We start from the raw sequence: 14,561 nt of genomic DNA on the forward strand, positions 1-14,561 counted from the left end.
ACTAACTGCTTTAAACATCCATATCCTGTTTACTTCTACTATACACTTCAAAGTCAACTGAAAAAATATCGCCCCTCGTAATTGCTGAGCGACGGACTTTCATCACCAAACTGTCACCCACGCTGGCGTACATCAAAAAAATCCACAACATTTCTGTCGTGGATTTAATGAGGAAGACGAGGTTTACCTTACCAATATCTTCATACAATCTTAGTATTAAATTGCATCAAAAAAGCTCAATTGATCCTTTTCTGGAAGGCCTTTTAAACAACCGAATTTTCTAAGTGAATCTATAGCAGAATTACCAATTTTAGCACGTTTCTTTAGATCTTCTAAAGAACCTATTGGCTTTCCTGTTTGAGTTGCTTCTTGTACTGCATTGTATATGCCTTCTGCTGCCACATTTCCCATACCGGATATACTGTTTATAGGGGGCCTTAAGCCCTCCTCTTCTACTAAGAATTTTGTAGCATGGGATTTATATAAATCAATGGGTAGGAACTCAATCTCCCTCTCGTACATTTCCAGAACCAATTCCAGGTCATCATACATATCCTTATCCTTAGGGAGAGCTTGCATACCCATCATTTCAATTTCCTTCATCTTTTCTTTAACTTTCTCTTTTCCAAAAATCATAAATTCTGCATCAAAGGCTTTCGCCCTAATACTGAAGTATGCTGCGTAATAAGCCTTAGGTATGTGAACCTTAAACCAAGCTATTCTAAAGGCCATCATTACATAGGCTGCAGCGTGGGCCTTAGGAAACATGTATTTTATCTTTTTGCATGAATCTATGTACCATTCCGGCACATCACATTCCCTCATTAATGCCTCATATTCCGGAAACTTTGGGTCTTTTAATGCTTTTCCCTTACGCACCGTTTCCATAATCTTAAAGGCAGTATTAGGTGGCAAGCCCTTCTTAATAAGATAAACCATGATATCATCTCTAGTACATACTGCCTCACTTATACTATTAATGGTTCCTGAATCAATTAAGTCCTTAGCATTTCCCAGCCATACGTCGGTACCATGAGAAAGTCCTGATATACATATTAAATCCATAAAGGTTTTTGGCATTGTATCTAAAAGCATTCCTCTTACGAACTTGGTACCAAATTCAGGGATTCCAAAGCTTCCTACCCTGGAATTTATCTGCTGCGGTGCTACTCCTATAGCCTTTGTGGATGAAAATATAGACATAGTATCCTTATCATCCATAGGAATCTTTTGGGGGTCTACTCCTGTTATATCCTGTAACATTCTTATGACTGTTGGATCGTCGTGCCCTAGTATATCTAGCTTCAACAAGTTCTGATCAATAGAGTGATAGTCAAAATGTGTTGTTATTATATCTGAATTTGGATCATCTGCTGGATGCTGTACGGGACAAAATTCAAAAATTTCTCTCCCCTTAGGAACAACTATAATTCCACCAGGGTGCTGTCCCGAAGTTCTTTTTATACCTGTACAGCCCTTTGAAATTCTGAGTATTTCTGCCTTGTTTACTGTAAGGCTTTTTTCTTCAAAATACTTTTTCACATAACCAAAGGCTGTTTTTTCTGCTATGGTACCTATAGTTCCTGCCTTAAAGGTTGTGCCCTTTCCAAAGATAACTTCTGTATATCTATGTGCTTTTGCCTGATATTCTCCTGAGAAGTTTAAATCTATATCCGGCTCCTTATCTCCGTTGAATCCCAAGAAGGTTTCGAAAGGAATATCTATACCATCCTTAGCAAGCTGTTCTCCACAAACTGGACATTGCTTATCCGGCAGGTCAAAGCCAATTTTAGCACCGTAATCTGCAAAATCCGAAAACTTACATTTGGGACACCTATAATGAGCTGGCAAAGCATTTACTTCAGTTATACCAGTCATATATGCCACTACAGAAGAACCAACAGAACCTCTGGAACCAACCAGATATCCGTCCTCATTTGATTTCCATACTAGCTTTTGAGCGATTATATACATTACTGAGAAACCATTTTTTATAATGGAATCTAGCTCCCTCTCCAATCTTTGCTGAACTAACTCTGGAAGTGGATTTCCATAAAGTTCATAAGCTTTTCCATAGGTAATATCCTTAATAGTCTGCTCACAACCATCTATATGAGGCGTAGCTTTCTCAGATGAAATTGGGCTGATCTGCTCACACATATCTGATATCTTATTGGTATTTGTAACTACCACTTCATAGGCTTTTTCCTTACCTAAATAAGAAAATTCCTGAAGCATCTCCTCAGTAGTTCTTAAATATAAGGGTGCCTGATTATCTGCATCCTTAAAGCCCTGACCTGCCTCCAGTATACGCCTGTATATCTCATCCTCAGGATCCATGAAATGAACATCTCCTGTGGCCACTACAAGCTTATTTAGCTTCTCACCAAGCTGTATAATCTTTTTATTGATTTGCTTTAAATATTCCCTATCAGGTACTTGCCCATTCCTTACTAAGTAATCATTATTTCCTAGAGGCTGAATTTCTAAATAATCATATTCCTCTGCAATAGCTTCAATTTCCTCATCGGATTTTCCAAGAAGTATTGCCTGATAAAGCTCACCCTCACTGCAGGCACTGCCAAGAATCAAGCCTTCTGAGTATTTTTTGTACATGCTTTTTAATATACGAGGCCTTTTATAGAAATAGTCTAAACTTGAATAAGACACCAATCTATATAAATTTTTCAATCCCACATAATCCTTAGCAAATATTATTGCATGATAGGTTTTAAGCTTTTTATATTCTTCCTTTTTAGCTGCTTCATCAGAACCGTATATATCTATCTGCTCAAGGGTTTGTGCTCCCCTTTCCTTTAGCTTTTCAAGCATTATCTTGAAGACCTTAACGGTAGTATCCACATCATCTAATGCTCTGTGAGCAACCTCTACACTTATGCCAAGGTTTTTAGCAATTCTCCCTAATTTATAGCTTTTATACTCGGGAAAGAGCTCTTGAGCCAAGGTCAAGGTATCTACATAGGTAAAATCAAAATCGTAACCTAGGACTTTAGCATTATGCTTTAAGAAGCCCACATCAAATCCAGCATTATGAGCAACTAAAACACTTCCCTTAATAAACTCCAACATTTTAGGAAAAACTTGTTCTATAGTTTCTGCATCTCTTACCATGTCATTAGTTATATTTGTAACCTCAATAACCCTTGCAGGAATAGGCTTTTCAGGATTTACAAAGCAGCTGAACTGATCTATTATCTTTCCATCTTTATATTTCATGATTCCTATCTCAGTAATTTTTTCAGTTACCGGGGAAAAACCTGTAGTCTCCAAATCTAGCACGCAATAGGTAGTATCAATACTCTGTCCCTTAGGATTTGTTACGGATGGCCTTTTATCTGGTGCTAAATAAGCTTCCACTCCATATATAACTTTCATGTCCGGATTATCTCTTCCTAAAAGCTTATGCGCCTCAGGAAATGACTGCACTACACCATGATCTGTAATGGCAATGGATTTCATGCCCCAGCTCATGGCTCTTTTAATCAAGTCCGTAGCACTAGTCATAGCATCCATCTGACTCATCTGTGTATGCATGTGCAGCTCTACCCTCTTCACCTCTGCATTATCCTGCCTCTTAGTCTTCTTCGTACCTTCTATTTCTATTATGGTATTAGCAATCATCTCAACTTCCCCAGAAAATTTACTGAAACCAGCATTTCCAGCAAGCCTGACACCCTTAGCATTTTTGAGTCTAGATAATACTTCACCATCTTCATCTGATTTTAAGAAGGATTTACAAGTCATGGAACTTGAGCCATCGTATAGGTCAAAGGAAACTAATATTTTTCCACTTTTTAATTCCTTTGCTTCTATATTAGATATTTCACCTTCTATAGCTACTTTACCCTCATCTGGTGTTATGTCAGTAATTTTTATTACATTCTCCTTAATTTTAGAGCTTCTGCCTAATATTAAGAATGGATCAACTTTTTTTCCACCCTTTTCTTCTTTTACATCCTCTTTTTTCTCTGCATAATTTTTAGGTAATTTAGCTGTATTATTACTTATATTAGCCTTAATTTCCCTTGCAATAGACAGTATTTCCTTTTCACGTGCTTCATCCTTAAGAACTAACTCTTCACTGGTTACCTTATCAACAAAATTTATATTATAGGTAATGCCATACAAGGTTTTTATAGACTTATGAATCTTATTATGATAATGCATGGATTTCAAAAATTCTGATACCGGCACTTTAAAGTTAAAATTTATGTTGTTTTTATCCACTTCATATTCACTTTGATTTAGTAGTACCCTTAACGCAGGATATTTATCTGCCACTGAAAATACAATATCCATAAGTTCCTCTTCTGTGAGGTTTTTATCCATTCCATCAGCATAATTTACAGCGATTATAGAATCTTGTAAGGCAAATCTTTTTCTTATAAATCTATTAAGTTCTTCAAGTTCTTTTACTCCAATATATTTGTCTGAGCTGATTTTCATCTCTAAGCATTTACTTCTTTTATTTATGGTTACCGCTTCTACAATAGCAGTATTTATATTCCCTACTGAATTATAATCACTAAAAATTTCATTTATTCTTTTCATTATATTCTTTAACCTTCTCCTCAAAATTTTTAGCACTCTACTATTATGATAGTAATATTTGTGTTTTTCAACATAAAAGTGAGGTATTAAATCTCTATCCTAATACCCATATATTTATTCTACATAATTATGATGCAATGTCCAAGTAAAATATATTAACCACAGAAAGATGGTTGTGGATGTTTTGAATGTTTTATCCACCTGGGCTATTGGCAAATTATTCACTATAGCTAATGAGGTGGCATTGGATATGTTTAATGCTTTTATAAAGTATGTATCAATGGTTTATGTGATTAAATTAGTTTTAAAACATAATCTTTTTCTTTCTAACGTTAATTATCAAGATTAAATTTCTTGGAATTCATATAGAAGTTAATGGCAATGAGAAAAAGCACCCATCAACGATTAGTGCTTTAAGCTCTTAAATTCACATAATAGATTTTATCCAATAGTCCTAAAACAAAATAAATGTTCTAAGGATGCTTAGTGTTGGCAGCACTAAGCATTTCTTATTTATATTATATCAAATTTATTATAAAAATACACATCTATTTTCTTATTTATTCTTTCTCCTAAACAGGACTGAAACAATTATATTATATACACCATAGAAAAGCGTAATAGAGAATATTGCTGCAACAAATAAAATCAACACTAATGTAGTTCTAATGATACTTACGTCTAAACTTAGTTTGTTAAATACTCCCAATAAAAGAAAAAATAATAGCAAGGACACAAAGCCAATGATTACCTGTTTTACTCCTCGTTGTAGATTTGCACTTGCTTTATTTGCATTATCTTCAATTTGGTGATTGAGAGTTTTTCTGCTTTCAGCAAAAACCATATCTTCTCTTACCTTGTTATTCCAGTCACCAGCCACATAATCACATCCTTTAAATTCTTTTATAATATAATTATATCACGGTGGTGAATATTGTAAAATAAGTAAACATTGAACTATACAAAATAGCACTTAAACTGTCCTAATTACTTGTTGTCACATCATTTTATACTTTAAGAAAAATACTTATAAAATTTAACTAATGACTATAATTAATTAGATAGAGTAATCACCGATATGTCTGGATTATTTAGTAGTCTTATGCCAAAGTCTCCATTACCTAAGCCTCTATTTACAATGAGGACTTTGTTGTTAAGCTCATATTTCCCAAAATCATATTTAGGAAAGAACTTTCTTTCTGGTGACAATAGCCCTCCTAAGAATGGCAATCTAATCATTCCACCATGAATATGTCCGGTAAGGGTTAAGTCAACTCCCCAATTTGAATAAGTCTCAAAGTATAGAGGATTATGAGTTAATAAAATATTATAATCATTTTTATTGAAAGAGCCTAGGATGCTTGCCATGGTTTCTTCTGAAAAATTAATATCCTTTGCATAATTACTGTTATTATCTTTATAGTACCTAAGATTAAACCACATTCCATAAAGGTTAATACTATCATTACCTTTATTAATTTTAATAAAATTATTATCTAAAACCTTAGTGTCTGCTTGTTCTAATCTATTAATTAGTAGTGAGAACTTGTCTTTAGGTAAACTCTGTTCGTGATTTCCTACAATATAGTAGGTATCATATTTTCTGCTTATTGCTCCTGCAAAGTCCAAAAACACATCAAAATTATCATCTTTGGTATTAATCATATCTCCTGTCATAACCACAATATCTGGCTTCTCTTTTTCTATTTTCTTTATTAGATTACTATTGTTTTTTCCAAAGCTTTTGCTGTGCAGGTCTGATACTTGCACAATCTTAAAACCATTAAAGACTGATGGAATTTTGTCTGATTTAACTTTATACCTAGAAACCTGTATCAACGTATTACTTAAAATTATCATAACTACATTAATGATTATTAGAATTAAGATAACCGATAAAATAACTTTTTTCTTGCTTTTTAGAATTACCAACTATATCACCTCAACAAAACATGTCCTTCAATACACCATAACTATATTTATTTACGTTTTAAAATTATAAAAAGCACCTTAACTAAGCAGACACATTAAAGCATGTCCGGTTAAAGTGCTTTTATTATTTGAAGATGATTATAATATCTTTATAATTTATTAGACAGTTCCTTAAGTATAGAAACCGCATTGCTTACTTCACTCATGCTAGCAAGAATCTCCTCTATGGCTCCTGCTTGTTCAGAGGTTATTTCATTATTAGTATTAACTAACCTTTTTATTTTTTCGTTAATGCTTTTTACTTCATTTAGTATAGCCTCTATATTAGTTACTGCTCCTGAGCTGCTATTCCCTAATTTTTTCATTTCATTAGCTACAATAGTGAAGCCTTTACCTGCTATACCAACTCTAGCCGCTTCAATCTGAGCATTTAAGGACAATAAATTAGTTTGTCTTGAAACATTCTTTATGAAGTTTAATATATTGTCTGTTTCTTCTTGCTTATTTACAGAATCTAACATAGTCTCCACCATATGCTGACTTGTTTCTTCTTGTTGCTGTGCTCCCTTAGCAATATGGTTTATTGCTTCCTCAATCTGCCCTACAGATTGTACTATAGTATCCGTTATATTTATAACTTTTTCTTCTATTTCTAATTCTCTTCCTAAAGCCAGTCCACCTATAATTTGATTTTTTTCATCTCTCACTGGGCAATAATAGGCTTTAAAGGCTATACCATATAACTCTTTACCAACCTTTACTTCTATAGGTTTTCCTGTTCTCATAACCTCAAGCATAGGGTCCTCTGGTAGTAGCATTGTATTAGGTGCTATGCTTAAATCAATTGTATCATTAGGCACAAATCTTAAGGTCTTTTCTCTGTCTGTTACCCCAACCATGTAACCATTTTTCCTCATGGTTTTTATATAAGGTGCTGCTTCCACTAAAGATTGTAATATAGGATGTATATTTTCCATTAAAGCACACTCCTTTTTTTCTAAAATTTGCCTAAACTTAAATTTTAAAAATTAAAATTTCTCTTATAAATTAAAATTGGGTTCAGAAGAACACTCCCCTGAACCTTATAATATTAAAGTTTTCATGATTAAATTATACCATATTTGCCAAATGTTATGCATATAAATTTAAAATTCTTTAAACTTCCAATTAAAACTCAATGCTTCTTATATCTGTTGGGTCAACCTTTTGAAGCATCTTCAACTCTTCTGGTGTAGGATCTTCTGTGAATCTTATTTTATCATAGACTACCTCAAAGCCGGTATTATCAATTACCTCTTGAAGGCTTGAAGTTTTATGAATGCTGTCTAAAACTAATCTTCCATCCTTAAATGCAAAAATACATAAAGGGGTAACTATTTTATGTATATTTCCTCTCGTAGTTACAAAGTCACACTTAGGCACAAAGGTTCTCTTATCATGCTTTGTTCTCCATATTATAGCTCTCTTTGCTGTAGGTATAAGCACCGCACTTCCAGCACCGCCAGGCAGTCTTACCTTAGGCTTATGATAATCTCCCACTACACTGGCGTTAACATTTCCATAAGAGTCAAATTGTATTCCGCTAAGAAAAGCTACGTCTAATCCCCCTCTCATAGATAAATCGAATATCTCTGAAAGAGGGAAAAGAGCTTTTGTTCCCTTTAAAAGTTCCGGGCCATCTGTAGATTTGGAAAACTTAAGAGGCTTAGCATCTACTCCACCAGTGATGTTTACATATATCAAATCTGGTGCTTGCAGACTTTTAGCAAGCTGTATAGCCACCATAGGCAGCGGAGAAGCTACTCCATGGAAAACTGTTTCGTCATTTTTAAGCATTCTAGCTATAGCTATGGTCATTATATCTGATGGTCTGTAATTCATAATTTATCACTCCTTAGAATCTGCTTACGCCCCTATCTTTTCTGCTGTATTTGTCTACATAATCTATGATTTGCTCTTTTGTCTTTAAGCCTTTAAATTCCTCTAGGGATTTTCTATCTAAATCATATCTTCCTGCACAAGTACCAGGAGCTGCTCCGTTAGGTGCAAGCACCACCGCCTCTACTAAAAATCCTGGTATATCTGTAAGCTCAGGCTGCCTTGCAAAATTATCCGTATGTATCAATCTTTCGCAAGTGATGATTACCTTCTTAGCAGATCTTGATAGTAAAACATCTTCGTATTTAGGTCCAACTATCCTTGCGTTACCATACTCATCTGCTTCCTGAACATGAAGGATTGCATAGTCAGGTCTTAGTGCCTTAACCACTGTTATTTTCTCTTCACTGAAAGGATCTTCTATAACTTTAAAATAGTCATTCTTTTCAATTAAATCACCATACACAAGCCCTCTTACAGGCATAAAAGGCACTCCATATTGAGATGCTCTTAAGGCACATATAACAGTATAGCATGCATGTTCATTAGCTTTTACCACGCCACCTTCTACCGCTTTTCTATAGTGCATAGCCAAGCCATACTCTGTTTCATAGCCTATGAATCCAGCATCTACTGAAGCAACAGCAGCTGCTGAGCATAGTATATCTACATCATGCGCTCCTGCAGTCTTTACAAGCTTTAATCCACTTCTGTTTTGCCTTATTAGCTCTCTGCAAAAGGCTAGGGGACTTCTATGAAGCACATTACCCCCTAAAGATAATGTATCTCCATCTCTTACTAAAGCTGCAGCTTCTTCTAAACTTAAAACCTTACTCTTTGCCATCTAATCTCACCTCAACTCTATTTAGCAGCATTAGCTGCAATATGAATAGCATCCCAAACCCCAGCAAAAGGTGGTGCATAGCATAGGTCTAACATTCCTAATTCTGCTGTGGTCATCTCATTATGAATAGCTGTAGCAAACACATCTATCCTAAGGGCTACTCCTTTTTCTCCTACCATTTGAGCACCTAAAAGCTTTTTACTCTGTTTTTCATATATCAATTTAATGAATATAGGGGTAGGATTAGGATAGTAAGACGCATGGCTTGAAGTCTTAACAAATACCGTATTATAGTCTAAAGCAAATTTCATAGCTTCTTTTTCAGATATGCCCGTTCTCGCTACCTCTAAATCTAAAACCTTAGCCACAGCACTGCCTAAGGTACCTTTGAACTTTATGTGCTTTCCTAGCATATTTTCTCCAGCTATTCTTCCCAGTTTATTAGCCGTAGTTCCAAGAGGAATATAAGCATTCTCTTCTAATACCTTATGATATACCATAGCACAGTCTCCGGCGGAATATATATCTGGTATGCTTGTTCTCATTTCTCTATCAATTATGATAGCTCCATTTCTCTCCATTTGTAATGGCAGACTCTTTAAAAACCCTGTATTAGGTCTTACCCCTATACACAGAACTACTAAATCTGCTTCATACTGACCCTTATCTGTTTTAACTGCCTTTACTTCCTCATAACCAAGTAACTCCTGAACGCTTTCATTTAGACTAAGATTAACTCCTTGCTTAATAAGTTCCTTTTCTACTATAGAGCTTATCTCAGTATCAAAATTACCTAATACCTGAGAGCCTAATTCTATAACTCTTACATTTTTCTTAAGCTCTACCATGGACTCTGCTAATTCCATGCCTATGTATCCAGCACCTACTATCACAACATTTTTAACGCTATCCTTGCTTAGAGCTTCCTTTAACACCATGCCATCTTCAAGAGTTTTTAGAGTATATACATTTTTCAAATTAACTCCTGGGAAAGGAGGCACTATAGGGGCAGCTCCTGTAGATATCATGAGCTTATCATATTTATCTACAAACATATTACCGTTTTCTAAGTCTCTCACCACTACGCTTTTATCCTCTGGATATACCTTTACCACTTCATGTCTTAGCTTTACCTTTATGCCCATCTCTTCAAATTGAGCTGGCGTTCTAGCTATCATTTTAGTATAATCATCATTTACATTGGAAACATAATATGGAAGTCCACACGCTCCATAAGAAAGAAAATTTCCTTTTTCATAAACTACTATCTCTGTTTTAGGATCTAATCTTATAGCCTTTGAGGCTGCACTCATGCCAGCTGCAACTCCACCTATTATAATTATCTTACTCATTTTCTCACTCCTATCTCATACACTGCATTATTTTTTTGTGAGCTGTCCTTAAAGCCTCTTCTGCGCTTAACTCATAGTTAAAGGCTTTGCTTATATATTCATAAAGAATTCCCAAAATCTCTCCGGAGCCCTTTAGACTTGGCAATGGCTTAGCATACTTTTCTACCATCTCCAAATGAGCATCATACCAAGAGCATTTACTTCTTTCTGTTTCATCTAAATATGTAGACTTTCTTACAGGGCTTCCTGCATAGCTTCCCACTAATTTGTCTATATCTTTAGAAGTTAAATAAGCTAAAAATCTTACTGCGTCCTCTTTATTCTTGCTATTATTATTTAAGGCAAAGCTCCAGGTTACATTCCATGGCTTATCTAAGGTAGCAAAGCCTATGTCCTCTGGCTCCTCACATTGTTCATTCAATACCACTCCAAGCTGGCCACCCCAGGTAATAGCAAATACTGCTTTCTTCTGCTGAATTTGATCCTTTATCTCTACATTGCCAAATTCATTAGTGTTAACAGGTGCATACTTTCTTAAGACTATATACTTATTAAGGGCCTTTATACCCTTATCATTATAAAAGCTTGGTTTGTGGTCCTCATCAAATAAATCTATACCTTCGCTTCTCAAATAAGGTAAGAAATCTGTCAATATCTCGCTTACATGAGCCTTTAAGGCTATTCCTCTCAAGCCTTTAAAGCCATCTACCTTTTCCACCATGGAAATCAATTCATCTATGGTGATACATTCTTTTGGCAGATATCCTAAAACCTCTTTAACAATGCTTTTTCTATATAAAACCATATGTCCATCACAAAAGGAAGGCAATAGGTACTGATGTCCATCTAATTTCATTTCTTCTCTTATTATGGGTAATATATCCTCATATTCATAATCCTTAGGCAATAAATTCATATAATCATCCATGGGGCTTATAAACTTATTCTCCACAAAATCTCTTAACCAAAAATGACCTGCCACCATGACAATATCATAATTAGGTTCTTCTGCTTTGAAATCTTCCATCATGGTATTATAGTAGTTTTCCCAAGAAGCTATATTAAAATCTATATCTATACTATTATTGTTTTTCCATCTATCTAATATTTTATAATTTTTATCTACATAAACTTCTACCGCTGGATCTCCTACTGCAAGTACACGGACCTTCTTGCTACTCATAGGCATAGCCTCCTTTACTTATTATGAAACAAAGCTTCTTTTAACGTATCATGGGGATTTGCTATAACATTGCAAGCAATTATCTTATCTCTTAAATTTATAGGAGAGGATATTTGTTCTACTGCATGTTTTACAGAAGAATATTCTCCGCTGATAACAATACTGGTTCTGCCGCCCATGGTTTCAGAAATATTAAATCTTACAACCCTAGCGTTAGAAGTTTTAGAAGTTATATCTGCAATAATAACTCCAGTTATTATATTTAATGTATCTATTATAGCTAAGGATTCCAGGTTTTCAGCGCTTTCTATACCTTTTAAGGAACTTAGTAAAGCTTCCTCTGCTTTCCCTATCATATAGAAATCTACAATGCTCTGTTCAAAGTTATTTACAGCTATCTGCATGGCATTTTCTATATTTCCGTAGCTCCCCTCTATAATGATAAAAAATTTACCCGGATTTACTACAGAACTTCTTATTACATTAATTAGAGCTCCCTTTAGCATAAAATCCATGCAAGCTATACCATCGGACACATTATTAAGCTCTAAAAAACCGAGGGCACTATTCATATACTTCACCTCATTTAGCTATAGGGAAACGCTACGTAAACTTAACTTATACATGTTCCAAAATGGCATCCTTAAGCCATTATGGTACATGTATAAGTTTGTAGTTGGAGTTGTTTCCCTATAATATAATAAAAACCCTCTATAGACAAACAATTAATAGGTATGCATAAAGAAAATACTCCTAAAGCTAATATTTTCTTTATGCATAATTTAAAGGGGAAAAAATTGCTTATCTTAGCAGGGCTATTTTATTTCTATATATTGATCTCCGTCTATAATGCCAACCACTATAGCATCAATAGGAACTTCATTTCTATCTAAGGCATACTGAGTGTTATGTCCTTGTGTTACTAATACCGTCTCTCCTATGCCCGCTCCTATATTATCTGCTGCCACTATGTAATCAGCATTTTCCTTAAATAGAGGCTTTATGATTAATAATTTATATCCCTGTAACTTTTGAACTTTTCTAGTGGATACTACGGTTCCACAAACCTTACCTAATATCATGTTCAGCCCCACCTTATTTTAATATCTCTATTTCATCTCCATTATTTATCATAAAAGCATTAGCATCATCGGTATCTACATGCATTTCAAGGAAGAAATCCTCTCTCACCTTAGCAGTGACATTATACATGATCCCACCTTTTTCACCTTTTATTTTCACAGATAACTTTTCATTATTTTTTACTCCAAAATATTCTGCATCTTTAGGAGTAAAGTGGATATGTCTATCAGCAATAATACAGCCTTTATCTAAGGTAACGCTTCCTTTAGGTCCTACCAGGGTTATTCCGGGGGTATGCTCTAGCTCTCCTGAGCTTCTTATAGGAGGATTAGTTCCTAGCACTCTAGCATCTGACTTTGCTAGCTCTATTTGGGTTTCTTTTCTTTCGGGACCTAGGATTCTTACTCCTTCAATAGTTTTTCCATTCTTACCTACCAAAGTTACTTTTTCATTAGCTGCAAATTGTCCTGGTTGAGAAAGGTCTTTAAACCAAGTCAGCTTATAACCCTTCCCAAATAACACATCTACATGTTCTCTGGTCAAATGCACGTGTCTTGCGGATATGCCCACATTTATTATTTTATTCTTAGGCTGCACATCATTGTTGTTCATGGCCTCCATGACCTTTTGGGTTATGAAAGCTACAAGTTCTCTATTTTCCATAGCCTCACCAGCTTACTATTTTATTATTGGTAAAATCTTAGATATATCAGAATGTGGTCTTGGAATTACATGTACCGCTACAAGCTCTCCTAATCTTTGAGCTGCTTCTGCTCCTACTTCTGTAGCCGCTTTTACTGCTCCTACATCTCCTCTTACTAATACAGCCACTAATCCTGAACCTATCTTTTCAGTACCTACTATTTCAACATTTGCTGCTTTTAACATAGCGTCAGCTGCCTCTATAGCTGCTGTTAATCCTTTAGTTTCTATCATTCCTAATGCTTCACCGTTCATTTTTCTTTCCTCCTTAATAATCTTTTCTTTTTTCTTTCTTTTATTTTCTGTGCTTGTTGGCTTAATATCCTGTATATCTTCTGGTAGTTTTACCTCTTGAATCTCAGAAAGCTTTTCATTTTTGTTTTCCATTAAACATCACTCCCCTGTTTCGAAATTATAAACTTTAATATTTCTTTGTGGGGATTAGTAATTAATATGGCTGCCTTTAAAGAAGATGAAATACGGGAGTTATTTTTAACCGCTTCTATTGCCTGATTAACATCAGAGACCCTTCCTCCAACAATTAGAGTAACCAATTTACCTCCAAGAACCTTTTCAGAATTAAGATAAGTCACATTGGAGGTTTTTAGCATGGTATCAAGAGCCTCTACTGCATGAACAAAGCTTTTAATCTCTACAGTACCTATTGCATCTATGGTCACTATTACCTACTCCTTTTAGGAGGTGAACCCTCCTACTTTTTACTTTAAGCTTGGCAGCATTTTTTCTATATCAGCATGTGGTCTTGGGATTACATGTACTGCCACAAGTTCTCCTAATCTTTGAGCTGCTTCTGCTCCTACCTCTGTAGCAGCCTTTACTGCTCCTACATCTCCTCTTACTAATACAGCCACTAATCCTGAACCTATCTTTTCAGTACCTACTATTTCAACATTTGCTGCTTTTAACATAGCGTCAGCTGCCTCTATAGCTGCTGTTAATCCTTTAGTTTCTATCATTCCTAATGCTTCACCGTTCATTTTTATTCCTCCTTAAA

14 protein-coding genes and 1 pseudogene are annotated in these 14,561 nt (G+C 35.0%); 1 reads left to right on the top strand and 14 read right to left on the bottom strand.

The window, feature by feature from the left end:
* Positions 1–216: 216 nt before the first annotated feature.
* The gene (polC, locus tag BN2665_RS00395; protein ID WP_055665149.1) at positions 217–4,572 is read right to left on the bottom strand and encodes a DNA polymerase III subunit alpha; all 4,356 of its coding nucleotides are present in this window, start codon (positions 4,570–4,572) and stop codon (positions 217–219) included.
* Between the two features lie 244 nt (positions 4,573–4,816).
* On the opposite strand from polC, the pseudogene BN2665_RS27850 reads away from it, so the two are divergent.
* Positions 4,817–4,997 (top strand): annotated as a pseudogene (locus BN2665_RS27850) (hypothetical protein).
* Positions 4,998–5,128: 131 nt separating this feature from the next.
* On the opposite strand, the gene BN2665_RS00405 reads toward BN2665_RS27850, so the two are convergent.
* The 13 genes from BN2665_RS00405 to BN2665_RS00465 form a co-directional block, all read right to left on the bottom strand.
* Positions 5,129–5,452 carry a hypothetical protein gene (locus BN2665_RS00405; RefSeq protein ID WP_055665151.1) on the bottom strand — a complete coding sequence of 108 codons (324 nt, stop codon included), beginning with the start codon at positions 5,450–5,452 and terminating at the stop codon, positions 5,129–5,131.
* 173 nt (positions 5,453–5,625) lie between these two features.
* Entirely contained in the window at positions 5,626–6,504 is an 879-nt protein-coding gene (locus BN2665_RS00410; RefSeq protein WP_242865872.1) for a metallophosphoesterase, read from the bottom strand.
* Positions 6,505–6,653: 149 nt separating this feature from the next.
* A complete protein-coding gene (locus BN2665_RS00415; RefSeq protein WP_055665152.1) occupies positions 6,654–7,481 on the bottom strand; it encodes a methyl-accepting chemotaxis protein in 828 nt (275 codons plus the stop codon).
* Positions 7,482–7,671: 190 nt separating this feature from the next.
* A complete protein-coding gene (locus BN2665_RS00420) occupies positions 7,672–8,385 on the bottom strand; it encodes a CoA-transferase subunit beta (protein WP_055665153.1) in 714 nt (237 codons plus the stop codon).
* 13 nt (positions 8,386–8,398) lie between these two features.
* Positions 8,399–9,226, bottom strand: coding sequence for a CoA transferase subunit A (locus tag BN2665_RS00425; RefSeq protein ID WP_055665154.1), 828 nt, complete (start codon positions 9,224–9,226; stop codon positions 8,399–8,401).
* 17 nt (positions 9,227–9,243) lie between these two features.
* Positions 9,244–10,578, bottom strand: a complete 1,335-nt coding sequence (locus BN2665_RS00430) for a CoA-disulfide reductase (protein ID WP_055665155.1) — start codon at positions 10,576–10,578, stop codon at positions 9,244–9,246.
* Positions 10,579–10,588: 10 nt separating this feature from the next.
* On the bottom strand, positions 10,589–11,761 hold the full coding sequence (locus BN2665_RS00435; protein ID WP_207643666.1) for an ABC transporter substrate-binding protein: 1,173 nt from the start codon (positions 11,759–11,761) through the stop codon (positions 10,589–10,591).
* A 14-nt stretch (positions 11,762–11,775) separates the two neighbouring features.
* Complete coding sequence (locus tag BN2665_RS00440; RefSeq protein WP_055665157.1) at positions 11,776–12,333, bottom strand: BMC domain-containing protein; 558 nt, start codon at positions 12,331–12,333, stop codon at positions 11,776–11,778.
* Between the two features lie 243 nt (positions 12,334–12,576).
* A complete protein-coding gene (locus BN2665_RS00445; protein WP_055665158.1) occupies positions 12,577–12,843 on the bottom strand; it encodes a EutN/CcmL family microcompartment protein in 267 nt (88 codons plus the stop codon).
* Positions 12,844–12,856: 13 nt separating this feature from the next.
* Positions 12,857–13,507, bottom strand: coding sequence for a phosphate propanoyltransferase (gene pduL, locus BN2665_RS00450; protein WP_195892639.1), 651 nt, complete (start codon positions 13,505–13,507; stop codon positions 12,857–12,859).
* A 15-nt stretch (positions 13,508–13,522) separates the two neighbouring features.
* Positions 13,523–13,801 carry a BMC domain-containing protein gene (locus BN2665_RS00455; protein ID WP_055665205.1) on the bottom strand — a complete coding sequence of 93 codons (279 nt, stop codon included), beginning with the start codon at positions 13,799–13,801 and terminating at the stop codon, positions 13,523–13,525.
* Between the two features lie 131 nt (positions 13,802–13,932).
* Positions 13,933–14,226 carry a BMC domain-containing protein gene (locus BN2665_RS00460; RefSeq protein WP_055665159.1) on the bottom strand — a complete coding sequence of 98 codons (294 nt, stop codon included), beginning with the start codon at positions 14,224–14,226 and terminating at the stop codon, positions 13,933–13,935.
* Between the two features lie 39 nt (positions 14,227–14,265).
* A complete protein-coding gene (locus BN2665_RS00465; RefSeq protein WP_055665160.1) occupies positions 14,266–14,544 on the bottom strand; it encodes a BMC domain-containing protein in 279 nt (92 codons plus the stop codon).
* Between the last annotated feature and the right edge of the window lie 17 nt (positions 14,545–14,561).

This window comes from Desnuesiella massiliensis (assembly GCF_001403615.1).
Lineage (GTDB): Bacteria > Bacillota > Clostridia > Clostridiales > Clostridiaceae > Desnuesiella > Desnuesiella massiliensis.